At 71.1% G+C, this 23,258-nt stretch carries 21 protein-coding genes; 12 read left to right on the forward strand and 9 right to left on the reverse strand.

The annotated features are described in order from the left end of the window. Positions 1–35: 35 nt before the first annotated feature. Positions 36–1,253: a sarcosine oxidase subunit beta family protein gene (locus ABD240_RS04890; RefSeq protein ID WP_344335730.1), complete on the reverse strand. Its 1,218-nt coding sequence runs from the start codon at positions 1,251–1,253 to the stop codon at positions 36–38. A gap of 120 nt (positions 1,254–1,373) precedes the next feature. Here ABD240_RS04890 and ABD240_RS04895 point away from each other — a divergent pair, with 120 nt between their 5' ends. After that, complete coding sequence (locus ABD240_RS04895; RefSeq protein WP_344335733.1) at positions 1,374–2,027, forward strand: GntR family transcriptional regulator; 654 nt, start codon at positions 1,374–1,376, stop codon at positions 2,025–2,027. 219 nt (positions 2,028–2,246) lie between these two features. Here ABD240_RS04895 and ABD240_RS04900 read toward each other — a convergent pair whose 3' ends face one another. Next, positions 2,247–3,179: a LysR family transcriptional regulator gene (locus tag ABD240_RS04900; RefSeq protein WP_291799274.1), complete on the reverse strand. Its 933-nt coding sequence runs from the start codon at positions 3,177–3,179 to the stop codon at positions 2,247–2,249. A gap of 12 nt (positions 3,180–3,191) precedes the next feature. Continuing rightward, positions 3,192–3,953, reverse strand: coding sequence for a DUF3152 domain-containing protein (locus tag ABD240_RS04905; protein WP_344335737.1), 762 nt, complete (start codon positions 3,951–3,953; stop codon positions 3,192–3,194). 61 nt (positions 3,954–4,014) lie between these two features. Between ABD240_RS04905 and ABD240_RS04910 the strand changes: the two genes are divergently transcribed. The 5 genes from ABD240_RS04910 to ABD240_RS04930 all read left to right on the forward strand — a co-directional run bounded on the left by ABD240_RS04910 (position 4,015) and on the right by ABD240_RS04930 (position 7,879). Further along, complete coding sequence (locus ABD240_RS04910; RefSeq protein ID WP_291799268.1) at positions 4,015–4,860, forward strand: GNAT family N-acetyltransferase; 846 nt, start codon at positions 4,015–4,017, stop codon at positions 4,858–4,860. Between the two features lie 281 nt (positions 4,861–5,141). Then, a complete protein-coding gene (locus tag ABD240_RS04915) occupies positions 5,142–5,750 on the forward strand; it encodes a SipW-dependent-type signal peptide-containing protein (protein ID WP_291799265.1) in 609 nt (202 codons plus the stop codon). A gap of 7 nt (positions 5,751–5,757) precedes the next feature. Further along, positions 5,758–6,597, forward strand: a complete 840-nt coding sequence (locus ABD240_RS04920) for a SipW-dependent-type signal peptide-containing protein (protein WP_344335740.1) — start codon at positions 5,758–5,760, stop codon at positions 6,595–6,597. Beyond that, the gene (locus ABD240_RS04925) at positions 6,594–7,232 is read left to right on the forward strand and encodes a signal peptidase I (protein ID WP_344335743.1); all 639 of its coding nucleotides are present in this window, start codon (positions 6,594–6,596) and stop codon (positions 7,230–7,232) included. The genes ABD240_RS04920 and ABD240_RS04925 overlap by 4 nt, the downstream gene beginning before the upstream one ends. Before the next feature lie 155 nt (positions 7,233–7,387). Beyond that, on the forward strand, positions 7,388–7,879 hold the full coding sequence (locus tag ABD240_RS04930; RefSeq protein ID WP_291799257.1) for a hypothetical protein: 492 nt from the start codon (positions 7,388–7,390) through the stop codon (positions 7,877–7,879). Between the two features lie 33 nt (positions 7,880–7,912). Here the strand turns inward: ABD240_RS04930 and ABD240_RS04935 are convergent, their stop codons facing one another. Then, a complete protein-coding gene (locus ABD240_RS04935; RefSeq protein ID WP_344335746.1) occupies positions 7,913–8,677 on the reverse strand; it encodes a hypothetical protein in 765 nt (254 codons plus the stop codon). 369 nt (positions 8,678–9,046) lie between these two features. Between ABD240_RS04935 and dnaK the strand changes: the two genes are divergently transcribed. The 4 genes from dnaK (at position 9,047) to ABD240_RS04955 (ending at position 13,210) form a co-directional block, all read left to right on the forward strand. After that, positions 9,047–10,900 (forward strand): molecular chaperone DnaK, encoded by a 1,854-nt coding sequence (dnaK, locus tag ABD240_RS04940; protein WP_344335749.1) that lies wholly within the window; start codon positions 9,047–9,049, stop codon positions 10,898–10,900. After that, on the forward strand, positions 10,897–11,601 hold the full coding sequence (locus tag ABD240_RS04945; protein ID WP_291799248.1) for a nucleotide exchange factor GrpE: 705 nt from the start codon (positions 10,897–10,899) through the stop codon (positions 11,599–11,601). Before dnaK ends, ABD240_RS04945 begins: the two co-directional genes overlap by 4 nt. Before the next feature lie 139 nt (positions 11,602–11,740). Next, positions 11,741–12,769 carry a DnaJ C-terminal domain-containing protein gene (locus ABD240_RS04950; protein ID WP_344335753.1) on the forward strand — a complete coding sequence of 343 codons (1,029 nt, stop codon included), beginning with the start codon at positions 11,741–11,743 and terminating at the stop codon, positions 12,767–12,769. A gap of 6 nt (positions 12,770–12,775) precedes the next feature. Next, positions 12,776–13,210 carry a heat shock protein transcriptional repressor HspR gene (locus ABD240_RS04955; RefSeq protein ID WP_291799242.1) on the forward strand — a complete coding sequence of 145 codons (435 nt, stop codon included), beginning with the start codon at positions 12,776–12,778 and terminating at the stop codon, positions 13,208–13,210. A 101-nt stretch (positions 13,211–13,311) separates the two neighbouring features. Here the strand turns inward: ABD240_RS04955 and ABD240_RS04960 are convergent, their stop codons facing one another. The 4 genes from ABD240_RS04960 to ABD240_RS04975 all read right to left on the reverse strand — a co-directional run bounded on the left by ABD240_RS04960 (position 13,312) and on the right by ABD240_RS04975 (position 18,755). Then, complete coding sequence (locus ABD240_RS04960) at positions 13,312–14,184, reverse strand: maleylpyruvate isomerase N-terminal domain-containing protein (protein WP_344335758.1); 873 nt, start codon at positions 14,182–14,184, stop codon at positions 13,312–13,314. A 49-nt stretch (positions 14,185–14,233) separates the two neighbouring features. After that, positions 14,234–15,910 (reverse strand): DASS family sodium-coupled anion symporter, encoded by a 1,677-nt coding sequence (locus tag ABD240_RS04965; protein ID WP_344335761.1) that lies wholly within the window; start codon positions 15,908–15,910, stop codon positions 14,234–14,236. A gap of 327 nt (positions 15,911–16,237) precedes the next feature. After that, a complete protein-coding gene (locus ABD240_RS04970) occupies positions 16,238–17,296 on the reverse strand; it encodes an LPXTG cell wall anchor domain-containing protein (RefSeq protein ID WP_344335763.1) in 1,059 nt (352 codons plus the stop codon). A gap of 313 nt (positions 17,297–17,609) precedes the next feature. Continuing rightward, entirely contained in the window at positions 17,610–18,755 is a 1,146-nt protein-coding gene (locus ABD240_RS04975; RefSeq protein ID WP_344335766.1) for an ICP22 family protein, read from the reverse strand. Between the two features lie 354 nt (positions 18,756–19,109). Between ABD240_RS04975 and ABD240_RS04980 the strand changes: the two genes are divergently transcribed. After that, complete coding sequence (locus ABD240_RS04980) at positions 19,110–20,063, forward strand: cyclase family protein (protein ID WP_291794622.1); 954 nt, start codon at positions 19,110–19,112, stop codon at positions 20,061–20,063. A 131-nt stretch (positions 20,064–20,194) separates the two neighbouring features. Next, on the forward strand, positions 20,195–21,895 hold the full coding sequence (locus ABD240_RS04985; protein WP_344335770.1) for a class I adenylate-forming enzyme family protein: 1,701 nt from the start codon (positions 20,195–20,197) through the stop codon (positions 21,893–21,895). 137 nt (positions 21,896–22,032) lie between these two features. Here ABD240_RS04985 and ABD240_RS04990 read toward each other — a convergent pair whose 3' ends face one another. Beyond that, positions 22,033–23,223 carry a diacylglycerol/lipid kinase family protein gene (locus tag ABD240_RS04990; protein ID WP_344335773.1) on the reverse strand — a complete coding sequence of 397 codons (1,191 nt, stop codon included), beginning with the start codon at positions 23,221–23,223 and terminating at the stop codon, positions 22,033–22,035. Positions 23,224–23,258 lie beyond the last annotated feature (35 nt).

Raw genomic sequence — 23,258 nt, forward strand, 5'->3', positions numbered from 1 at the left:
TGTGCCTTTCTGGGATCTGCGTGCTGCCGGGCGCGTCAGTGGGCGACGGCTGCGGCGCCGTGCTCGTCGATGAGGTGTCCCGTCTCGAACCGGTCGAGGACGAAGGGCGCGTTGAGCGGATGCGGGGAGCCGGTGGCGATGGTGTGGGCGAAGGTGAAGCCCGCGCCCGGTGTGCCCTTGAAGCCGCCCGTGCCCCAGCCGCAGTTGACGTAGAGCTCGTCGATGGGAGTGGGGGAGACGATGGGCGAGGCGTCGAAGGTCGTGTCGACGATGCCTCCCCAGGTGCGCAGGAGGTGGGCCCGGGAGAAGATGGGGAACAGCTCCACGGCCGCGGCCATCTGCTCCTCGATGACGTGGAAGCCGCCGCGCTGGCCGTATCCGTTGTAGGAGTCCACGCCGGCGCCCATGACGAGTTCGCCCTTGTGCGCCTGGGAGACGTAGACGTGCACGTGGTTGGACATGACGACGGTGGGGTGGACCGGCTCGAACAGCTCGGAGACGAGCGCCTGCAGCGGGTGCGACTGGATGGGCAGCCTGAAGCCGGCCAGCTCTGCGAGCACGGAGGAGTGCCCGGCGGCGGCGAGGCCCACCTTGCCGGCGCTGATCCGGCCGCGGCTGGTCTCCACGCCCACCACGCGGTTGCCGTCCTTGACGAAGCCGGTGACCTCGCAGTTCTGGATGATGTCCACGCCCATCTCGTCGCACTTGCGCGCAAAGGCCCAGGCCACGTGGTCGTGCTTGGCGATCCCGGCCCGCGGCTGGTAGGTGGCGCCCATGACGGGGTAGCGGATGCCGTCGGAGATGTTGATGATGGGGCACACCTCCTTCACCTGCCGGGGGTCGAGGTACTCCGCGTCCACGCCGTTGAGGACGTTGGCGTTCACCCGGCGGCGGGACTCGCGGACGTCCTGCAGCGTGTGCGCCACGTTCAGCACGCCGCGCTGGGAGAAGAGGAAGTCGTACTCGAGCTCCTCCGGCAGCCCCTCCCACAGCCTGAGTGACTTCTCGTACATCCCCGCCGACTCGTCCCACAGGTAGTTCGAGCGGATGATCGTGGTGTTGCGGGCCATGTTGCCGCCGGCCAGCCAGCCGCGCTCGAGGATCGCGACATTGGTGATGCCGTGCTCCTTGGCGAGGTAGTAGGCGGTGGCGAGGCCGTGCCCTCCACCGCCCACGATGACGACGTCGTAGCTGGGCCTGGGGTCGGGGTTCCGCCACAGGAACGCCGGGTGTTCGGGCAGGAGATCGGCCACGGATGCGCTCCTTCGCGCTGGTCGGATGGTGGAAGGCAACTGATATATCAGAAGTGCATCTATAGTAGATCCGTCGGATCCGACGATGCAAGAGAGATGACGCAAGAGAGCGGAGCAGATGTGAGCCGGCTGGATGCCATCGAGGCGGAGTCCCTGGCGGACCGTGCGTACAGGATCATCCGCGACCGGCTCATCATGCTGGACATCGCTCCCGGCGAGCCCATCTCCGAGGCGGCGCTCACGGACGAGGTGGGTGTGGGCCGGACCCCGCTGCGTGAGGCGCTCAAGCGCCTCGAGGCGGATCATCTGGTGGTCTCCTACCCCCGGCGCGGCACCTTCGCGGCCAGCGTGGACCTCACGGACCTCGCGGAGATCACCGATATCCGCGAGGCGCTGTTCCCGCTGGCGGCTCGTTCCGCGGCCGCGAGCGGCGGAGGTGCGGTCGCCGAGGCACTGGCGGAGTCGATCGCGGAGGTGCGGTCGCTGAGCGGTCAGGAGAGCCGCCGTGCGCTCATGGAGCTCGATGCCCGCATCCACCGGCAGATCACCTCTGCGGCGGGCAGCCCGCACCTCGAGGAGATCCTCGTGCGGCTCGACGGACTCATCACCCGCCTCTGGTGCCTCATGATGGAACGCCTCCCCGTCATGCGCGACCACATCGAGGAGCACCTCCCGCTCATGCAGGCGATCCTCGACGGGGACGAGGGGGAGGCGGAGCGCCTCGCCCGTGAGCACGTGCGCCACTTCGACGCCGAGGTCCGCGCCGTTCTCTGAGCCCGCGGGGCGCGTGACTCCGTGAGCCCGCAGCTCTGCACCCCGCACCCCAATCCGGCAAGTTACGTCTGCGTAGCGGCCGCCCTACACGGCCGCTACGCAGACGTAACCTACGGAGGAGGGGCCTTGCGCCCGGGTTGCGTGGCGTCGGAGCCGGGTTGCGGACCTGTGGTGCCTCACGCAGCACCTCGCGCAGCGGCGGCGTGCGTGTGCCGTGCCTCAGCCGCCCTGCGGGGCGGTGAGGGACTGGATCTCCCGAGCTGCGGCACCCAGCGCGTCGAGCGCCTCCGCGAAGATCTGGTGGGAGCGCGAGCCGCGGCGCAGCACCGCGAGGATCCGGCGGGTGGGTGCCGTGTCCCCCTTCAGCGGTATCCGGACCGCGCCGGAGTCGCTGCCCAGCCGCATGAGCCGGGGGATGAAGGCCACGCCCAGTCCGTTGCTCACCAGCGATTCCTGCGAGCCCCAGTCCGAGACCTGGTGCACCACCTTGGGCGTGGCTCCGACCGAGGTGAAGGCCGTGACGAAGAGCGCGCGGTAGGGCGTGCCCGGACGGTCGGTGATCCACGGCTCCCCGGCGAGCTCCTCCAGGCTCACCGCGCTCCTCTCCGCGAGCGGGTGGGCCGCGGGCACGAGCACGTCGAGGGGGTCGTCCAGCAGGGGGACCTGCTCGATCATGCTGTCCGTGGCCTCGGGCCGGGCCTGCATGCTCACGATCACGGCGAGGTCGAGGCGCTCCGCGATGAGCAGGTCCACGCATCGCTCCGGGTCGGCCTCGATGATGTGCACGTCGAGGGACGGGTGGTCGCGGCGCAGGCGGGCGGCGACGGGGGAGAGGAGCGAGGCCGTGGCCGTGGAGAAGCCGCCGAGCCGGATGAGCGCGGGCGCGACCTCGCGGTCGGCCGCGCGGACCTGGCCGTGGACCTCCTCCCAGAGGGCGATGAGGTCGTCCGCCCGCTCCACGAGGGCGGCGCCGGCCGCGGTGAGCCGCAGTCCGCGTCCATCCTTGACGACGAGCTTCACGCCCAGCGCACGCTGGTACTCCCGCAGCTGTGCGGACACCGCGGAGGGCGAGTAGCCCAGCGCGGCGGCAGCGGCGGTGACGGTGCCGCACACGGCGAACGTGCGCAGAACGACGAGACGGTGGTCCAGCATGATTGATGCCTCTCAGTCCGCAGAGGGCCAGGGGTTGGGCGTGCAGCCGTGCAGACCCTTGGTCTGCTGCTGCATGAGGGGTGCGGGCTCGCCGGGTCCCGGGCAGCTCTCGTGCCCGTGACCCAGTGCGTGGCCCACCTCGTGATTGACAAGGTACTGCCTGTAGACGGTCAGCGAGTCGAACTCCGCCGTGGCGGACAGCCAGCGACGTGCGTTGAGCACCACGTCGTCGCCGCTGCGGCAGGAGAGCTCGCCGTGCGTGCTCAGGGGGCTGCAGAGGCGGTCGGTGGTGTCCGGGCTCGCTACGGAGATGATCGCATCCGCGCCCGAGGCCGCGCCCACCAGGGCGAACGACACGCCGTCACGGTCCTGCCAGCCCCGCTCGTCCCGCAGCGTCGCCATGGTGAAGTCCGCGGTCTCCTCCAGTGGGACGGGCAGGCCGTCCTCCACGCGGACGGCCACGGCGAAGCGTCGTCCCTCGCCGGTGGGGCCGGAGTCGCGTGCGGGATCGGCGAAGGTCCAGGTTCCGCTGCCCGCCGCGGGCACATCCGTGGGCAGGGGCGAGGGGTCGGCGAGTGAGGGCGCGGCGAAATCCTCCCCTGCAGGGGCCGCCTCGGCGGAGTCCTCGCGGAGGCCTCCCACCTCCTCCGCGGCCAGCGGCGAGACGGTCCCGGAGTCCTCCTCCGGTGGCCGCGCACCCGCCGGAGCACAGCCCGTTACCACCAGTGCCGCGGCGACGGCGCTGGTGAGGGCGAAGGGGTGTGCGTGGGGCATGGGGCAAGGATCGCAGATGCGCCTGTGGTGTGCTGCGTCACATCAGGGCTAGTATCGAAGCATGGGCCAACCGCATCACACGGCTGATCGCACAGGTGCGCTGCAGTTCATCGCGGAGCAGCAGCGTCACCCGGCCACAGCCTGCGCATATCTGGGAACGGACGCCGCCAGCGTCGAGGCCGATCTCCTCGATCTCGACCAGCCGTGGGCGCAGACGCTGCGGGTGACGACGGGCGCGCAGGGGGAGATCACGGGTGCGGCCGTCATCGAATGGGATGAGGAGGTGGGCCGCTCGTGGGTCCACGGGCCCTGGCTGAGCGACGAGGTCACCTGTGAGGAGGCGCATGCCCTGCTGGGCTCGGTGATCGCGCAGTCCCCGGTCACGGCGCATGAGATGTACGCCTCCACACGGAATCAGCGGATCGCGCGCCTGGCGGAGGCGGCCGGCTGGAAGGCGGGGCCCGCCCACTTCGAGTACGTGCTCGCCGGCCCGGTGGAGGCTCCTGCGCAGGATCCCTCCCTGGTGCTGCGGCTGCCGCACGACGAGGACGAACCGCACATCGCCAGGCTCCATGAGGCGGAGTTCCCCCACGCCTACGCCACCGCCCGGCAGCTGCTGGATCCCGGTCAGCCGTACGCGGTGCTGGTCGCGCAGATGGACGGACGTGCGGCCGGCTACATCGCGGCACAGTCCGAAGGCGATGCGCTCTACATCGATTTCCTCGCCGTGGATCCGGAGGCGCGCAGGCAGGGCGTGGGCGCTTCGCTGCTCGCAGGCATGGTGGGCCTGCTGGGCGGGGACCGTATGCGGCTGACGGTGAGCGAGGAGCAGGCCGCGGCGCGGGCCATGTACACGGCCCTGGGCTTCCGCGAAGGCGCGTCCAGCCGCGCGTTCCACTCGGCCTGAGGTTGCGCCCGCCAGGCGGGTCTGCGGTGTCCTCCTCTGCCTGCCCCATCTCTCCTCCGGGGTCGCGGCCGTCTGGCTCACGGCGGTCGTGTTCCCGCGCCGCGTGGCCCGCTGACGACAAGGTTCATATCGGTTTGGGAACGGAGCGCCGAAAGCGGGGTCCGCGCGCCCGAGGCTGCTGTACGATCCTCGCGAGTGTGCATTTCCGGCCCTCTTCCGCAGGGCATGTCCACTCGTCTCATCCACCGCATCCCGTGTGCCTTTCCCAATGAGGGGAATCCATGTCCCAGAACACCACCTCAGCCCGTCCTGCCCGTTCCAAGAAGATCCGCGCGCTGCTCGCCGGGGGTCTCGTGCTCGGCGTGGGAGCCGCCATCACCCTGGCCAACTGGAACGATTCCGAGTTCGCCCTCGGCGAGTTCGACTCGGGCTCCTTCAACCTGGAGGGGAGCACCGACGGCAGCGCCTACGGAGAGCACCCCTCCACCGCCGCCGCGCCGCTGAGCTTCAGCGTGGACGCGGCGAACCTCTCTCCCGGTGATGTGGTCTCCGCGCCGTTCGCCGTCCGTCTCGATGCGGACACCACCTACGACGCCGCTCTGCGGGTGCGGGCGGCCGGGACCCAGGGCTCTGTCTCCGGTCTCACCTATCGGCTGACCGTCCAGAGCGCCTTCGGGTGTGACGCGGCCCAGGCGGGCACGGTGCTGGTGGCCCCCGGAACCGCCCTGGGTTCGGGAGCCAGCGATGCGCCGCTCACCCTCGCGGCGGGGAGCGGTGGTGCCGCCGGCGCTCCCGTGAACGTGTGCTTCACCGTGACGGCCGGCTCCTCGCTGGAGCAGGGCCAGTCGGGGACCGCGACCTGGGAGTTCGCGGCCGAATCGGACAGCTGACACGGCTGTGGGCACCGGCAGGCATGCGGCGCGCCGCACGGGCGGCGTCGTCGGGTCCGCACTCGACCTGATGCGTGCGGCCGCTTCCGGGCGCAGGCCGTCCGGCGGCACGTCCTCCAGCGGTACGGCCTCCGGCCGCACGGAGCCCGGACGCACCGCTTCCGGACGTGCGGGCTCGGGCCCTGTGCGCGGCTCGGCAGCCGCCCGGCGGCGTCTGTTCCTGCGCGTCCGCGCGCTCCTCGCCGGCGGCCTCGTGCTGGGCGCCGGTGCGACGAGCACGCTGGCCGCCTGGACGGACGAGGCGGTGGTGAAGGGTGAGTTCGCGGCCTCGACCTTCTCCGTGCAGGCCAACGCCTCGAAGCCGTACTCCGTCTCCGGCCCGTGGACCTCCGCGGATTCCGACGTCGCGGTGCTCCGCTTCGACGCGAGCGGCCTCGCCCCCGGCTCCGTGCGGTATGCGCCGCTGGCTCTGCGCACCGGCGCTGGGTCGCTGGGAGGGAGCGCCGTCCTCGGGCCGGCGCAGGTCACCTCCTCGGGGGCCGGAGAGGCGGATCTCGGCGCCGCACTGCGGTATCGGGTCGTCGTCGCGGACACCTGTGCGGAGACAGCCTTCTCCTCCGGCGCCCGCTACCTCGTGGGGGCTGCTGGAGCCTCCGGGGCCGTGCGGCTGACCACGGGCCAGGACGAGGCGACACCCTTGGCCCTCCCCGCCGCGGCGGCGAGCGCACCGGGCACTCCCGTCCGGATGTGCTTCGAGCTGACCCTGCCCGCCGGTGCGCCGAATGCGCTGCAGGGCGGGACCGCCACCGCGAACTGGCGGATCACCGCGATCTCGGAGACGCCATGAATCGCGCAGTGCATTCGGCACCTGCCACCCGTCCCCGCCGCGCGCCCCGGCGGCGGGCGCTCTCCCTGCTGCTGGGAGGCGTGCTCAACGCGGTGGCGGTGGGCGGGGCGATCTGCATCCTGCTGGTGATCCTGGCCGTGGCGATGCATATCAGCCTCATCCTGTTCCGCACGGGTTCGATGGATCCCACGATCCCCCAGGGATCGCTCGCCGTGGTGAAGGAGATCCCCGCCTCCGAGGTCTCCGTGGGTGACATCGTGACCGTGGACCGGGAGGGCCGACTGCCGGTCACCCACCGCGTCATCGGCCTCGAGGACACGGACGGCGGTGCCACGCGCCTCACCCTGCAGGGCGATGCGAACCCGGTCCCGGATCCGGCCCCCTACGACGTCACCACCGTGCGCACCGTGCTCTTCGCAGTGCCGGGGCTCGCCGCGCCGGTGGCGGCACTCGGCTCCCCGTACGTACTGGGCTCCGTCACCCTGGCGGTGAGCGCCCTGGTGGTCTGGGCGCTGTGGCCCCGCCGGCGCGACGACGGGGGCGCTGGTGCTGGTGTTGAGGCAGGGACGGGGACAGGGACCAAGCCAGACGCGCGAGAGGCCGAGGTTCCTGCTCCACGCTCGGAGGCAACGTGAGCCGGAGGCTGATCCGGGGTCGGAGCGGGATTCGACGCCGGTCCCGGAACCGGATGGAGCCTCGGGGTGGAGGGTGGAGCCGGGGCTCGGCGACGAGACCGGGTCCGGACCCGAGGCGGGGAGCGCGCCTGCGCGCACTGCTGGCGGGCCTCCTGGTGCCCGTACTGCTGTGCGCCGGTCTCGCGCTGCCGCGTCTGGCGGAGGCGACCGAGGCCGGCTGGACGAGGACTGCCGCGGTCCAGGCGGAGGCGAGTGCGCTGACGGTGCCCGCTCCGGCGCTCACCCGCGCGTGCGAGTTCCGGCCCGGACTCCTGGGCCTCGGTGCGAGGGTGCTGATCCACTGGCGACTGCCCGCCGGGTACGCGCTCTCCGATGCGGAGGTGGTGGCCTCGACGAGCGGGCTGGGGTCCGTGCTCGCGCCCCTCACCGGGTTCAGCCTCTCCGGGAGCACCGCCCAGAACTCCGACGGCACCCTGACGACCACGGTTCCCACGAATCTGCTGGGCGGATTGCTCGGACTGGGCAGCGAGCTCGAGATCGCGGTCAGGGTGAAGGGGCCGGGAGGCTGGACCTCGCAGCGTGCGTCGGTGGCGACGAATGCGGGCCTGCTCGCAGGGATCGGCGGCAGCTGCCGCAATCTCTCCTGAGCTGCCTCTTCCCGGAAGCCCTCCGGATCCGAACTAGCGGCGCAGGCGGTAGGACGCCTCGGAGGTCAGCTGCCGCAGGCGGGCTGCGAGCTGGGTGTTCTCCTCGGAGAGCGCGGCGTTCTCCGCCGTGAGCTCGGAGATCCTGTCGGTCTGCTCCTGCTGATGCGACTCCTGCCGGTCCTGCGCCTGCCGGCCAGCGTCCTGCTCTGCGGAGACCCGCGCCTCCGCCTGTGAGAGGCGCTCCTGCAGCTCGTCGTTCCGCGCGCGGAGCTCCGCGGCCTCGGCGCGCAGCTCCTCCGCCACGCCTGCGGCCGCGGCGTTCTCCGTGCGAAGGACTTCGTTCGAGACGGAGAGCTCGGTGAGCATGGCGTTGAGCTCCATGACCTTCGTCTTCAGCTCAACCACCCGGTCGTCCAGCCCCCGCGTGTCACCGGCGACCGGGGCGTCGAGGCCGTCGGCAGCCGGTGCCTCGGTCCGCGGTGCGTTCGCCTCCTCCGGGTGAGCGGGAGCGCCGGCGACCTCCTCCGCGACCTCGGCCTCGGCGGCGGCCTCCGCTTCCGCGACGGCCTCCGCGATGGAGGGCGCGACCGGCTCCTCCACCGGCGCTCCGGCCTCGCGCGCGGCCTCCGCCGTGAGGAAACCGGCGGCGACCAGATCGCCCACCGGTATCTGCCACGCGCCGCCCGGGCCCTTGGCGGCGTGCGGGAAGTCTCCGCGGTCCAGGCTGCGCCTGATCGCGGGACGGGGCGTCTCGCATCTCCGCGCGGCTTCCGTCAGTGTCCAGGTGGTCTCCGCCATTGGCATGTCTTCCTCGGTGGTCCGGCTGATGCCCTCCCCATCCTAGGGTTCCCGGCCTGGGAGACGCCGGGGCGTCCGCCCGAGCCTGCCCGCCGCCCTGCCCGCGTCACCGTCCGCCGCACGGCCTGCCACACCGCCCGGCCCCGCCGCCGGAGCCATCGCCCGTCCGCCACCCTCCCCGCAATCGGTGACGCAACTCACGGAAGAAGTGCGCCTCCGCTGTGGAATAACCCTCGCATCCTGAGAGTTGAGTCAGGTGTACGCAAGATTGGTGAGGCTCCGGTTGACACACCGGGAGCCCCGCACAAGACTTGCACCGGACATTGAGCCGACGAGGCTCAGGCAGAGACGAACAGGAGAGTGACAAGCATGGCTCGTGCAGTCGGCATCGACCTCGGCACCACCAACTCGGTCGTGGCAGTCCTGGAGGGCGGCGACCCCAAGGTCATCGCGAACGCGGAGGGTGCTCGCACCACCCCGTCCGTGGTCGCGGTGAACAAGAACGGCGACTCCCTCGTGGGTGACATCGCCAAGCGTCAGGCCGTCACGAACGTGAAGAACACGGTCGCCTCGGTCAAGCGCCACATGGGCACGGACTGGAAGACGGAGCTGGGCGGCAAGACCCTCTCCGCTCCGGAGATCTCCGCCCGCATCCTGCAGAAGCTCAAGCACGACGCGGAGGAGTACCTGAACGAGGAGGTCACGGACGCCGTCATCACCGTCCCGGCCTACTTCAACGACGCGGAGCGCCAGGCCACCAAGGATGCCGGTGAGATCGCGGGCCTCAACGTCCTGCGCATCATCAACGAGCCCACGGCCGCGGCGCTGGCCTACGGCCTGGAACGCGGCAAGGAGGATGAGCTCATCCTGGTCTTCGACCTCGGCGGCGGCACGTTCGACGTGTCCCTGCTGGAGGTCGGCAAGGACGAGGACGACTTCTCCACCATCCAGGTCCGCGCCACCAGCGGCGACAACAAGCTGGGTGGCGACGACTGGGATCAGCGCATCGTCGACTACCTCATCAAGCAGGTGAAGGACAAGGACGGCGTGGACCTCTCCAAGGACGCCACGGCGCTGCAGCGTCTCAAGGACGCGGCCGAGCAGGCGAAGAAGGAGCTCTCCTCCGCCTCCAGCACCAACATCTCGCTGCAGTACCTCTCCATGAGCCAGGACGGGCCCATCCACCTGGACGAGTCGCTCACCCGCGCCAAGTTCGAGGATCTCACCAAGGACCTCCTCGAGCGGACCAAGAAGCCCTTCGAGGCCGTCATCCGCGACGCCGGCGTGAAGCTCTCGGACATCGACCACGTCGTGCTGGTGGGCGGTTCCACCCGTATGCCGGCCGTCTCGGAGATCGTCACCAAGCTCACCGGCGGCAAGGAGCCCAACAAGGGCGTCAACCCGGATGAGGTCGTGGCGATCGGTGCCGCCGTCCAGGCCGGCGTGCTGAAGGGCGAGCGCAAGGACGTCCTCCTCATCGACGTGACCCCGCTGTCGCTGGGTCTGGAGACCAAGGGCGGCGTGATGACCAAGCTCATCGAGCGCAACACCCCGATCCCCACCAAGCGCAGCGAGACCTTCACGACGGCGGAGGACAACCAGCCCTCCGTGTCCATCCAGGTCTTCCAGGGCGAGCGCGAGTTCACCCGCGACAACAAGGCGCTGGGCACCTTCGAGCTCACGGGCATCGCCCCGGCTCCCCGCGGCGTCCCGCAGATCGAGGTCTCCTTCGACATCGACGCGAACGGCATCGTGCACGTGTCCGCCACGGACAAGGGCACCGGCAAGGAGCAGTCGATGACCATCACGGGCGGTTCCGCACTGCCCAAGGAGGACATCGAGCGCATGGTCCGCGAGGCCGAGGAGCACGCCGAGGAGGACAAGAAGCGGCGCGAGGCGCAGGACGTCCGCAACAACGCGGAGACCCTGGCCTACTCCACGGAGAAGCTCCTCAACGAGAACGAGGACAAGCTCCCGGAGGACGTGAAGTCGGAGATCACGGCTGACGTCGAGAAGGTCAAGGAGGCGCTGAAGGGCGAGGACGACGACGCCGTGAAGTCCGCCTACGATGCGCTGGTCGCCAACCAGCAGAAGATCGGCGAGGCCATCTACGCACAGGGCGGCGACGCCGGTGCCGAGGGTGCCCCGGCTGACGATTCCGCGTCCGCCGAGGACGAGGTCATCGACGCCGAGGTCGTGGACGAGGACGAGGAGAAGAAGTGAGCGAGAACGAGGGAACCCAGGACGGCGGCCCGGGCTTCTCGTTCAGCGACAAGCGTCGGATCGACCCGGAGACGGGCGAGGTCCGGCCGCAGGAGGGCGCAGCGCAGGACGCGGACGAGGCACCCGCCGCATCGGAGGCAGCCGCCTCCGGCGCGGAGGGCGCTCAGCCGGAGCAGAGCCCGGCCGGTGCCGACGCCTCCGACCTGGGCGTCGAGATCCCGGACGACGCCTCGGAGCTGGACGGTGAGCCCGCTGCCGGCACCGGCGAGGAGCTGACCGGCGACGCCAAGCGCGCCGCGGAGGCGCTCGAGGATCTGCAGCGCCTCAACGCGGAGTACGCCGCGTACCGCATGCGTGCGGGCCGCGACCAGGAGCGCGCCCGGGAGGCGGGAGTCGTCTCCGTCGCGGAAGCGCTCATCCCGGTCCTCGACGAGGTGCGGCTGGCGCGGGAGAACGGCGACGTCACCGGACCCTTCGAGGTCCACGTGACCAAGCTGTTCGAGGCGCTGGAGAAGCTGGGCGTCGAACAGTTCGGTGAGGTGGGGGAGGAGTTCGATCCTGCCCACCACGAGGCGCTCATGCAGCAGCCCAGCGAGGAGGTGGACGGACCCACCGTATTCATGGTGATGCAGCCCGGCTACCGGCTGGGTGAGCGAGTGATCCGGGCCGCCCGCGTGGGCGTCCAGCAGCCGGCTGACTGAAGGATTCGGCCACTGACCCGGGCCGGTGCACACCGGCCCGGGTCGTCCATACCGGAGGCGGGTGAGCGGAAGCTCGGCCGCTGCGGGACGGCACACCCGCCGCCCCACGGTGACAAGCATTGACGAAAGGAGGTGCCAGATGAATCAGGGACCTCAGAACGACTGGTTCGAGAAGGACTTCTACAAGGTTCTCGGCGTCTCCTCGGATGCGTCGGACGCGGACATCAAGAAGGCGTACCGGAAGCTCGCCCGCAAGTACCACCCTGACCAGAACCCCGGCGACGAGAAGGCCGAGGCGAAGTTCAAGGAGGTGGGCCAGGCCCACCAGGTGCTCGCGGACCCGGAATCCCGCGAGCAGTACGACCAGGTGCGTCAGATGGGCCGCGGCGCCCGGTTCACCGCAGGCAGCGGGGGCCAGGGCGGCGGAGGATTCGAGGACATCTTCTCCGGCCTCTTCAACCAGGGCGGTGCGCGGGGCACGCGCTACCGCACCACCGGTGCGGGCGGCGACGTCCCGCCGGACCTGGCGGACCTGCTGGGCGGATTCGGCTCCGGCGGCGGGTTCGGAGGCGGATTCGGGGGTTCGCCCTACGGCGGGCACACGCAGGCGCCGATGAAGGGCGGCGACTACAAGGCGTCGACCACACTGAGCTTCACCGAGGCCGCGCAGGGCGCGTCCGTGAAGCTGAACATGCCGGGCGGCAAGCCGCTCACGGTGCGCACCCCGGTGGGCGTGAAGGACGAGCAGAAGGTCCGCATCAAGGGGAAGGGCAAGCCCGGGCCCGGCGGCGGCGAGCCGGGCGACCTCATCCTCACCGTCAAGGTCGAGCCGCACCCGGTCTTCACCCGGGACGGGGACAACCTGCGCATCGAGCTCCCGGTGAGCTTCGACGAAGCCGTGCTGGGCGCGGAGGTGGACGTTCCCACCCTGGGCGGGGCGCCGGTGCGGGTGAAGATCCCCGCGGGCACGCCGTCCGGCCGTGTGCTGCGCGTGCGGGGCAAGGGCATCGAGGGGAAGAAGACCCGCGGTGACCTGCTGGTCACGGTGGAGATCTCCGTGCCCAAGGACCTCTCCGAGGACGCCCTGTCCGCCGTGAGGGCCTACCGTGAGGCCACCGCGGAGTTCGATCCGCGGGCCGGACTGACGGAGCGAGCGAGAAGGGCGTGATCGGTCATGCGCATCTCTTCGAACGCAGCCGTGTACGTCATCTCCGTGGCAGCGGAGCTGGCGGGGATGCATCCGCAGACCCTGCGGCAGTACGACCGGCTGGGACTGGTCACACCGGAGCGCACGGCCGGCCGCGGCAGGCGGTACTCCGCTGAGGACATCGCCAAGCTCCAGCAGGTGCAGCGGCTGAGCCAGGACGAGGGGATCAACCTCGCGGGCATCCGGCGCATCCTCGAGCTGCAGGACGAGCTCGAGGAGACCCGGGCGGAGGTCCGGCGGCTGCGGGAGCGGGCGGACTCCTCTGCGGAGGCCGGCGCTGCGAGCGGCCGGGTGTTCGCCGCCGGGCGGGGAGGAGACGTGTTCTCGATCCTCCGCGGCGAGCGGCCGCGCCGGCGCCGGACGGGTTCGGACCTCGTCATCTACCGGGGCCCGCGCCGCTGACGAGTCCGCCGGTGGGCCGGCGCAGCAGCCTCACGCAGAAGCGGCGGCGTACGGAATGCATATGGCATTCCGTACGCCGCCGCTTTCGCAGGCCCACGGGTTCAGAGCCAGGCGGGCGGTGTGGGGAGGTCGCGGGGAGTGCCGGCGCCGCCCACGCCCTTGTCCGTGCGTTCGGCGGTAGAGCGGGGCCAGCCGCGGCCCATGAGGTAGGAGAGCACCTCGGCAGCCTCACCGCTCACCTCCACCGGTGCCTCGGACGCCTCCGGGGAGGCGGCGTCTGCCGGGGAACCCCCGTCTGAGGAGTTGGCAGCAGGGGAGCCCGCGCCCGAGGCCCCGGCCGGGTTCTCCTCGCCGGTGCGGATCACGAGGTCGCCGTCCCGGTCCGTGAGCGTGAGGACGTAGTGCGTGCGCAGGCCCTTCTTCTCCCAGATGGGTGCGATGTCGCCCAGCAGGCGGTCCACGACAGCGGCCGGGAAGTCCAGCGTCGTCGCACCGATTCCCAGGTCGAGCGCATGGACGAACACCTCACGCGCCCGCAGCCAGGGGATCTCGGCGGCGCGGATGTCGTCCCCGCGCCCGGAGACGACGGTCGCGGACCAGGCCGCGTCGTCCATGCGCGCGAAGTCCCCCTCGAGCTCGGCCACGACCTCGTGCGCGATGGCGATGGCGTCCTCGCCGCTCGTGTGCGCCGCGGACTCCTCGATCTGCGCGTCCCGCTCCGCCCGGGACGGGTACATGGGGTTCTCTGTCCCGGTCCGCGCCCACTCGAGCAGGCGCATGAAGCCCTCCGCGTTGTGGACGACGTGCATCGCCACGTGGACCCGCGACCAGCCGGGCAGGATCGAGGGCTGGGCCATGCCCGCGGGGGAGATCTGGTCGAGCGTCTTGAGGTAGAAGCGCTCTCCCAGGGTGCAGAGGTCGAGGTCTGCGCGGAGCTTCTCCGCGTCGAACGGCGGCGGGGCGTCGAGTGTCATGGTCCCACTCTATGCATTCGGGAAGCGGGAGGGCACCGCCTGCGGACGGTCAGACCAGCCCCACCCACTTCCAGTACGTGGCGGAGAACAGCAGCACCAGCAGGTAGCCGAGCACCGTGAGCGGGATGCCGGTCTTGAGGAACTGCTTGGCGGTGAAGGCCCCGGTCCCGTAGGCGAGCATGTTCTGCGGGGCGGAGATGGGCAGCAGGAAGCCGAAGCTGATGACGAACTGCTGGATGACGACGAATCCGAACCCGCCGTCGGCGGCGCCGGGCAGCGTCGCCGCGAAGGCGATGAACACCGGGATGAGCGCCGAGGCCAGGGCGGTCGCGGAGGCGAACCCCAGGTGGATGAGGATCGTGAAGACGGACATGAGCGCGATCGTCGCCAGGAGCGGCATGCTGCTCAGCCCCAGGGAGCCGAAGACGAGGTTGGACAGCCACGCGGCGGCGCCGGTGCTGAGCAGCAGCGAGCCCAGCGAGATGCCGACCGCGAAGACGATGAGCGTCCCCCAGTTCACCAGGGACTCCACGGTCTTCCAGGAGAAGACTCCCACGCGGGGGAGGAGCATGAAGCCGATCGCGACGAGGGTGATGGTCGAGGAGTCGACGGGGTGGAGGACGCCTTCGGTGGCCCAGGCCAGCAGGAGGACGACTGCCACGGCGATGAGCCGCTTCTCCTTGGCGGTGACCGGCCCCAGTTCCGCGAGCTGGGCGGTGACCGCGGCACGGCCGCCCTCGATCCGCTCCGTCTCCGGCCTGATCGCCCAGCGCATGATGAAGAAGAGCGCGACGGACATGACGACGGACCACGGCGCGGCCCACAGGAACCACTGGCCCCAGGGGATGTCGATGCCCATCTCGGATTCGATGAAGCCCACGGCGACGAGGTTCTGCGCGGCGGCCGTCTTGATGCCCACGTTCCAGATGGAGACCGCCTGTGCCGCGGTGATGATGAGGAGCGCGCCCAGCCGCGAGTTCACGGACAGGCCGAAGGCGGCGACCATGCCCAGCAGGATGGGCACCACGGCTCCGGCCCGTGCGGTGGCGGACGGGACGAAGAAGGCGAGGATGATCGAGATGACGATCGCGCCGATCACGATGTTCGACGTCTTCTCCCCGGCGAAGCGCAGCACCAGGAGCGCGAGACGCTTGTGCAGACCGGTGGCCTGCATCGCCGCCGCGAGGGCGAGGGCCGCGGCGACGAGGGCGACGGCGCTGGAGGAGAACCCTCCCAGAGCCTGGCCGAGAGCCGCCGAGGTGCCCATGGGCTCCGTGGGATCCTCGATGCCCGGGCCGAACCCCAGGAACAGCGCGGTGAGGCCGATGATCATCACGGCGCTCACGGAGTAGGACACGGCCTCCGTGATCCACATGACGACGGCGAAGGCGAGGATCGCCAGAGCGGTGCGGCCGGGAGCGGTGAGGCCGCCCTCCGCAGCGGGATCGACGGGGATGAGGAACACGAGGCCGAACGCGGCGAAGGCCGCGAGGAACCAGAGCGGTTTGAGGTTGAGATGCGCGAGGAAGCCGAGGGGGCCGCTGGGCCTGGCCTGTTCCTGCTGCGCGGTCTCGACGACCGCCCTCTCGCTGCGCGCCTCCGCGGACAGCTGTGCGCGCTTCGCCGCACGCGCACGGAGCCTGGACACGCCTGTCCGGGCGCTGCTCGGCCTCTGCGGGGCGGTCTGCGTGTCCTTCTCAGGGGATGATCCGGACGGCACTGTCATGCTTCCTCCTCGGACGGGTGCATCGTGAGCGCGATGCACCTCGAGCCTAGGGAGGAGGGGCCTGAGACCGCTGGGTGAGATGAGTGCCGAGCGCGGGGGTCTCGGGCGGGACCCGGCGTCTCACCACCTGTCTCAGCATGGACGCCGCGGTGCCCCCGTGCTGCCGGGAGTGGGGCCGGTGCGGCGCGCAGACACGACCGTGGGGTGCCCTTCCGGAGAAGGACACCCCACGTGTCAGGAGGCGGAGTGCAGGCGCGAGGCCGTATGCTCCTCAGCGCTGTGCGTCAGCCTTCCCGGCCGTGCCGGAGGGACTCAGCGCCGTGTGTCTCAGGCCTGCTGGCGGCGGCGGGTCAGCACCACGGTCGCGGCTCCCACGGCGAGGAGCACGCCGCCGGCGGCGAGGCCGGTGAGCTCCATACCGGTGCGGGGCAGCTTGCTGTCGTCGTCGCCCTTGTCCTCGTCCTCACCGGCGCTGCCGTCGTCACCGGCACCGTCCGTGACGGTGAAGGAGCCGGTGAGCTCCTCGCCCGCCTCGTTGGTGGAGGTGACGGCGTACTCGCCCAGGTAGGCGGAGGGGTCCGAGTCGTCGATGCCGTAGACGGTCCAGGCTGCGACGCCGTTCTCGTCCGCGGTCTGGGTGTCTGTGAGCGGCTGGACGTTCTCGCCCTCGGGTGCGACGGCGAACTCGACCTCCTCGCCGGCTTCCAGGCCCTCGGCGGTGAGCGTGACGCCCTTGTCCTGGTTGACGAAGTCCGCGGGGGAGATCTCCTGCGGGTCGACGGAGAGTGCGTACTCCACGGCCTCGTCGGTCTCGTCCTCGGTGGGCTCCTCCGACGGCTCTGCCGTCTCGGTCGGCTCGGCGGTCTCCGTGGGCTCAGCCGTCTCGCTGGGCTCCTCGGAGGGGGTCTCCGACGGCGTCGGCTCGGCCGTCTCGTCGGAGGTCACGGTGAAGGAACCGGTCTGGGTGTTGCCGTTCTCATCGGTGGCCGTGACGTTGTAGGTGCCCACGAAGCTAGCCGGGTCGCCCTGGCCGACCACGATCCCGAGGACGGCGACTCCGTTTTCGTCTGCGGTTTCAGCGGACTCGAAGTCCTCGACCTGTGAATCTGTGGTGACCGAGAACGTCACCTCGCTGTTCGCCTCTACGCCTGCGGCGGTGAGGGTGACGCCCTTGTCCTGGTCCGCGAGATCCGTGTAGGTGATGGTCTCCGGGTCAACGGAAAGGGTGAAGTCCTCCGCCTGGGTGCCGACGCTGGCGGAAGCGGTTGCCGGGATCTCGGCGAAAGCGCCACCCGCAGGGGCGGCGTTCGCCGTGGCGGCGGGGCCCACTGCGAGGCCGGCGATGGCGACGGCGACTGCCGGGGCGAGGAGGGTACTCTTCTTCACGGAGTGAGACCTTTCGACTTCTCGTCTTCGTGTGGTCATCAGCGGGAAGCGCTCCGCGGGGAGCCGGTGATCACAGGGAGACGGACGGTTCTGCGAGTGCGTACGGCCCCACGTTATGCGGAGGGTTCGGCGGGCGAAACTTCTGATCACTTCTGGTCAGTGCAATTCGGGCCGGAAGGCCGGGCATTTCGGGTCAGAAGGCCGAGCAGCGGCGGTCTCCCGCCGCCGGTCCGGCAGGAGCCGCCCCCGGAACACCGTCAGGTGTCCCGGGGCGGCAACCCGTGAGGAACGCTCGCGGCCTCCGGGCGGAGCGTCAGTCCGTGACCGTGAAGGCGGAGTTCGCGGTGCCGGCTCCGGTGGAGCCCAGTGGCGTGGCCGTGACCGCGTAGCCGTAGGTGCCCGGGGAGAGCTCCGCCGCCCAGAGGGGCTGCACCCAGGTCAGCTGTGCGGTGCCCAGATCGTCCGCGTAGGCGATCGCAGGTGCGCCGCTGCCGGGCAGGCCGGAGACGGAGACGAGAGTGCCCGGCGTGAGGCCGTAGAGCGAGAAGCTGATGCCCTCGTCCCGCAGCTCGTCCGCGGAGACGGCGGCCCGGCTGGTGGCGAGCCCGAACTCCGCGTCCGCCGACGGTGCGAGCACGCTGGGCACCTGCGGAATCGCGACCTCGGCGTCGTCGCCCGTGCCGGCTCCCGGCGCGTTCCCGTCTGGGCTCTCCGGTGATTCCTGGTCCTCTGCATCGGGTTCGAGGCCGCCGTCCGCGACCTCCTCCGCAGCGCCTTCCTCGGCGGAGTTCCCTTCCGCACCGTCCTCGCCCTCATCCGCACGCGAGCCCAGGCCAGGCGCATCAGGGTCTGCCGGTGCATCGGGGCCCGCCGTGGCCTCGGGGTCTGCGGGGTCCTCCGTGGGCACGCCGTCGTCCTCGGGCTCCGCGCTCTCCTCCGCCTCCGGGCCCTCGGGGGATTCCGTGCCCTCCGGCGCCTCGGGAGGCTCGGTCGTGTCCTGCTCGTCCGTGACGGTGAAGGTCTGCGTGAGGAGCGCGCGGCCCTCCGCAGCGACGGTGACCGCGTACTCGCCGGGGTCCACCGGACCGGCGGAGAGCGTCACACCGCTCACGATGCCCAGGACGGAGGCCGAGGCCGTGCCCGTGAGGACTGCGGTGCCGTCCTCCGCCGTGACGGTGTAGGTCACCTGCTCCGGCTCTCCCTCCTCCGCGGTGTAGGTGCGCAGACCGTAGACGGACAGCGAGACGCCCTTCGACGGGTCCGCGAAATCCTCTGCGCCGATGGTGCCGTCCGTCAGCGCTTCACCGCTCAGCTCCGCGCAGAACGCGGATTCCGAGAGGTCGATGCTGGTGGGGCAGGCCGCCGGAGCGCCGGAGCCGGGAGCGGCGAACGCGGGGGCGGCCGCGAGCCCGGTCAGTGCGATCGCTGCGAGCGGAGCCATCAGGTGCGTGGACTTCATGAGGGCCTCTCGTCCGGCCGGGGGCGGATTCCGCCCTTTCGACAACTGTACGAGTACAGCTTAGACGGCTCCGTCGGTCCGGTGGCACCGGGGACGACCTCTGCGCGGGCCCGCCTCGGGAGGAGACGCGGATGTGCGCCGCGAGGGCCGCGACGTGTGCCTCGCCGGTGTTGACACCTGACGGCTGCGGAGAAAAACTCGAACGACCGAGCGACGGCGCTCGGCGACCGACGTCCCGCGCAGAGCTGCCGGGAGAGCCGACAGAGCCGTCGGACGACCGACAGTGCAGTCGGGCAACCGACAGTGTTGTCGGACAACCGACGGCGCAGTCGGGCAACCGGAAAGGACACGCACATGGCAGATGCCCCTGATCTCACCGAACTCCTCGCCGACGCCCCCACCAACTGGGGCCGCTGGGGCCCCGACGACGAGGTGGGAGCCCTCAACTTCCTCACGAGCCAGGAGGTGCTGCGGGGTGCTCGGAGCATCCGGGACGGAGAGGTCCACACGCTCCAGCGGCTGATCGGCGATCCGAACGGGGATCCCGTCTGGCCCTCGCGGGAACCCGCCGTCCGCGAGGTGGTCTTCGACGAGTCCACCTGGGATTCGGACGACGCCCCGCAGTTCCCCGGCGGTCTCCACTATGCGGACGACAAGCTCGTCGCCTTCCTGCAGGGATCCACGCAGTACGACGCGCTGGGCCACGTCTGGTACGGCGGCCAGATCTACAACGGCTACGACGCACGCACCACCGTGGGCAAGCTCGAGAAGGCGAGCGTGGAGCCGATCGGGCAGCGGGGCGTGGTGGGGCGCGGGATCCTCCTCGACCTCGCCCGCCACTGGGGCGTCGAGGCGGTGGAGGCCGGCCGCACCTTCGACCACACGGATCTGGAGGAGTGCGCGGAGGCGCAGGGCCTGACCATCGAGCCGCACGACATCCTCGTCCTCCGCACCAATCACCTCAAGCTCTTCTTCGAGCAGGGGGACGCCTTCTACGACGACTTCTGCGAGCCGGGGCTCCAGTACTCCCCGGAGCTGGTGCAGTGGTTCAAGGACAAGGAGATCCCCAACCTCGTCACGGACACGATCGCCAACGAGGTCACCTCGGATCCGGACACCGGTGTGGCACTGACCCTCCACAATGCGCTGATGCGCAACCTGGGCGTCGTGTTCACGGAGATCTGCGACCTGGAGAGCCTTGCGGAGGCGGCCGCCGCGGACGGGCGCTACGACTTCTTCTACGTCGCGGCCCCGCTGAAGATCCACGGCGCCAGCGGTTCGCCGGTGAATCCGGTCGCCATCCGCTGACCGGCACCTCGGCCCCGGTTCTCCGGTTCCAGCCGGGGCCCGCCGGCGGGCCCCGGCTCACCCGGCGTGGGCGCTCCTGCGCAGGAGCGCCCACGCCTCCGTGACTCACCACTCATCCCCAGGAGCAGCACATGTCCGGCTTCGACGCCCATCTCACGCCCTCGCACCCCACCATGCTCGCGCTGTGGAACAGCCGCGTGCAGGACACCCCGGAGGCGCCGTTCCTCCACGTCTTCGACGAGACCGTCACGTTCGCCGCGGCGGACGCGCAGGCCGAGGCGCTGGCCCGGGCGCTCGCCGCCGCAGGCCTGGCGCAGGGGGACCGGGTGGCGCTGTACGCCCAGAACGATCCGCTGTTCGTGGTGGGCGTGCTGGCCGGCTGGAAGCTCGGGGCGATCGTGGTCCCCATCAACCCCATGAACACCGCGCGGGAGCTCCGCTACCACCTGGAGGACTCCGGGGCGAAGGCGCTCGTCACGCTGCCCACCCTCTGGGACGAGGTGGCCGCCGGCGTGGTGGGCGACACCGGGGTGGACGTGGTGATCACGGGTGACTTCACGCGCTGGACCGAGGACGAAGGCGGCATCGGAACCGAGCGGGTCGCCGCGGTCCTGGACGCACGCGTCTCCGCCCCGGCCGGGGTCACGCTGCTGCGGGCCGAGGAGCTCTACGCCGCACAGCCGCGTGCGGCCGCGGATCCGGCGCAGGCAGGGGGCTCCGGCGACGGCCGGACGGGAGCCTATCCGACCGCCGGCTCCGTCCCCGAACCCCGTCTCACCGGCCGTGACCCCGCGTTCCTCACCTACACCTCGGGCACCACCGGCAGCCCCAAGGGGGCCGTGAACACCCATGCGAACGTCACCTTCAACGCGGAGACCTACACCCGGCTGGTGGGCATCGCGTCCGGGCAGCCCATCCTGGCGATCGCGCCCCTGTTCCACATCACCGGCTCGGTGGGCCACCTGGCCTATGCGATCCGGCTCGGCTCGCCGCTCGTGCTCAGCCACAGGTTCCAGCCCGAGGCCATGCTCCGGACCATCCGCGCGTGGCGGCCCGCCTTCACGGTGGGGGCGATCACGGCGCTCATGGCGCTCGCGGACTCACCCGCCCTGCAGGAGGGCGATCTGGAGAGCTTCGAGGTCATCTACTCCGGCGGGGCACCCATCGCGCCCTCGCTGGGGGACCGCCTGGAGCAGGTCTACGGCACCTACATCCACAACATCTACGGCATGAGCGAGACGGCCTCCCCGTTCACGGCGACCCCGCGAGGAGTGCGCGGACCGGTGGACCCGGCCTCGGGCGCGCTGTCCGTGGGCAAGCCCGTCTACGACACCGAGGTGCGGCTGGTCGATCCGGACGGCGTGGACGTGGCCGTGGGCGAGCAGGGCGAGATCTGGGGGAGGGGCCCGCAGATCACCCCCGAGTACTGGAACCGGCCCGAGGCCACGGCCGCGGAGATCACGGACGGCTGGCTCCACACCGGCGACGTGGCGGTCCGCGACGAGGACGGCTGGATCTACCTGGTGGACCGCAAGAAGGACATGATCAACGCCAGCGGCTACAAGGTGTGGCCGCGGGAGGTGGAGGGCGTGCTCTACGACCACCCGGCGGTGTCCGAAGCCGCGGTGGTGGGAGCACCGGACGAGTACCGGGGCGAGACCGTCAAGGCGTACGTCACCCTCAAGGCCGGGGCGCACACCACCGTGGAGGAGCTCGCGGAGTTCTGCCGGGAGAATCTCTCCGCCTACAAGCGGCCCAGGGTGCTGGAGATCATCGACGAGATGCCCAAGACCGCCACCGGCAAGATCATGCGGAGGTCTCTGCGCGACTGAGCGGGGCGGGCGCGGCGGGCCGCAGGGCGTTCTCCCGGCCCCGCGCCGCGCCGGTCTGGGCGCCACGCCGCGCCGGCCTCAGCCCCGCACGCTGCGGCCTCGCGCCGCCTCAGCCCGCCCGCCTCGGCCCCGCCGCCTCAGCCCACGTGGCTGCCCAGGAGGCGCGTGTCCTCGGAGGTGAATCCGCCCCCGGCCAGGCGGAAGGCGTCCAGCCGGATCTGCCGCTTGAGCTCCGGGGTGGGCGTGCGGACCATCAGCGAGGCGGGGACCACCCGCAGCTCCATCGAGGTGGTGAGGCCGAAGGGGTCCCCGTCGATCTGGACCTCCACCGGCTCCTCGGCCCGCACCGTGAACCGCTCGCCCTGGGCGGTGGCGGTGTGCAGTCCGCGCCGCACGCGCTTGCCCGCGATCGAGGCCACCACGCCCACCCACTCCGCGAGGTTCTTGGGGCTCACCACCAGCAGGTCCAGCTGCCCGTCGTCGATCTCCGCGTCCGGGAACAGCCAGACCCCGCCCTGCAGCTTCCCGCAGTTGCCCGCGACGACGGAGCGCACCTTCAGCTCCTTCTCCGGGTCCTCGTCGACGGCCACGTGCACGGTCACCCGGTTGCCCAGCAGCTTCCGCGAACCCTCCTCCACGTACGCCAGCCAGCCCACCTTCGACTTCCTGTCCGAGCTCACATCGGCCATGACGGCGGCGTCGAACCCGATCCCGGCCATCACGAGGAAGGTGTGGGGAGTCTCCTCGTCCGCGAGCAGGATGGTGCCGGTGTCGATCGCGGTGTCCCGTCCGTGCAGGGCGGTGCGCAGCGCCCACTCGGTGCGGTCGCGCACCACGTCGAGGTTCCGCGCGAGGAGGTTGCCCGTGCCCGCCGGCACGATGCCCATGGGCACATCGGTGCCCACCAGCTGCTCCGCGACGAGCCGCACGGTCCCGTCCCCGCCCGCGACGATGACGAGATCCGCACCGGCCTCCAGCGCGGCGCGCGCCTGACCGCGGCCGGGGTCCTCCTCCGTCGTCTCGAACACCAGCGGCTCCGGCATGCCCTCCTCCCGGCAGAGCTGCACGAGCTGCTCCCGCGCGGCGCGAGCGGCGTCCTTGACGGGGTTGAGGACGAGCGCCGCCTGGGTGGGGGCGGGCTGGGCCGGGACCGGGGCCTCGGCGGCGTCCTCCGTCTCCGCATCCGAGGCCGCTCCCGCCGCTGCAGCGGCACCCGGCTCCGGCCGTCCCCGGCTGCGGACGGCGGCCGTACGGCCGACCAGCGCACCCACGACGAGGGCGGCGACGAGGAGAAGCGCGAGAAGCGCGATGTGGAGCTCGAGGACCATGATGAAACGGTACCCGGCGAACTGTAGGCTTGGCT

Source organism: Brevibacterium salitolerans (genome assembly GCF_039531405.1).
Lineage (GTDB): Bacteria > Actinomycetota > Actinomycetes > Actinomycetales > Brevibacteriaceae > Brevibacterium > Brevibacterium salitolerans.

What these genes read in the sequence shown, in the direction of transcription:
- ABD240_RS04900 (WP_291799274.1), bottom strand. Translation starts at nt 3,179, where the DNA reads ATGCTGGACCACCGTCTCGTCGTTCTGCGCACGTTCGCCGTGTGCGGC.
- ABD240_RS04905 (WP_344335737.1), bottom strand. Translation starts at nt 3,953, where the DNA reads ATGCCCCACGCACACCCCTTCGCCCTCACCAGCGCCGTCGCCGCGGCA.
- ABD240_RS04910 (WP_291799268.1), top strand. Translation starts at nt 4,015, where the DNA reads ATGGGCCAACCGCATCACACGGCTGATCGCACAGGTGCGCTGCAGTTC.
- ABD240_RS04915 (WP_291799265.1), top strand. Translation starts at nt 5,142, where the DNA reads ATGTCCCAGAACACCACCTCAGCCCGTCCTGCCCGTTCCAAGAAGATC.
- ABD240_RS04925 (WP_344335743.1), top strand. Translation starts at nt 6,594, where the DNA reads ATGAATCGCGCAGTGCATTCGGCACCTGCCACCCGTCCCCGCCGCGCG.
- ABD240_RS04935 (WP_344335746.1), bottom strand. Translation starts at nt 8,677, where the DNA reads ATGGCGGAGACCACCTGGACACTGACGGAAGCCGCGCGGAGATGCGAG.
- dnaK (WP_344335749.1), top strand. Translation starts at nt 9,047, where the DNA reads ATGGCTCGTGCAGTCGGCATCGACCTCGGCACCACCAACTCGGTCGTG.
- ABD240_RS04950 (WP_344335753.1), top strand. Translation starts at nt 11,741, where the DNA reads ATGAATCAGGGACCTCAGAACGACTGGTTCGAGAAGGACTTCTACAAG.
- ABD240_RS04955 (WP_291799242.1), top strand. Translation starts at nt 12,776, where the DNA reads ATGCGCATCTCTTCGAACGCAGCCGTGTACGTCATCTCCGTGGCAGCG.
- ABD240_RS04960 (WP_344335758.1), bottom strand. Translation starts at nt 14,184, where the DNA reads ATGACACTCGACGCCCCGCCGCCGTTCGACGCGGAGAAGCTCCGCGCA.
- ABD240_RS04965 (WP_344335761.1), bottom strand. Translation starts at nt 15,910, where the DNA reads ATGACAGTGCCGTCCGGATCATCCCCTGAGAAGGACACGCAGACCGCC.
- ABD240_RS04975 (WP_344335766.1), bottom strand. Translation starts at nt 18,755, where the DNA reads ATGAAGTCCACGCACCTGATGGCTCCGCTCGCAGCGATCGCACTGACC.
- ABD240_RS04980 (WP_291794622.1), top strand. Translation starts at nt 19,110, where the DNA reads ATGGCAGATGCCCCTGATCTCACCGAACTCCTCGCCGACGCCCCCACC.
- ABD240_RS04985 (WP_344335770.1), top strand. Translation starts at nt 20,195, where the DNA reads ATGTCCGGCTTCGACGCCCATCTCACGCCCTCGCACCCCACCATGCTC.
- ABD240_RS04990 (WP_344335773.1), bottom strand. Translation starts at nt 23,223, where the DNA reads ATGGTCCTCGAGCTCCACATCGCGCTTCTCGCGCTTCTCCTCGTCGCC.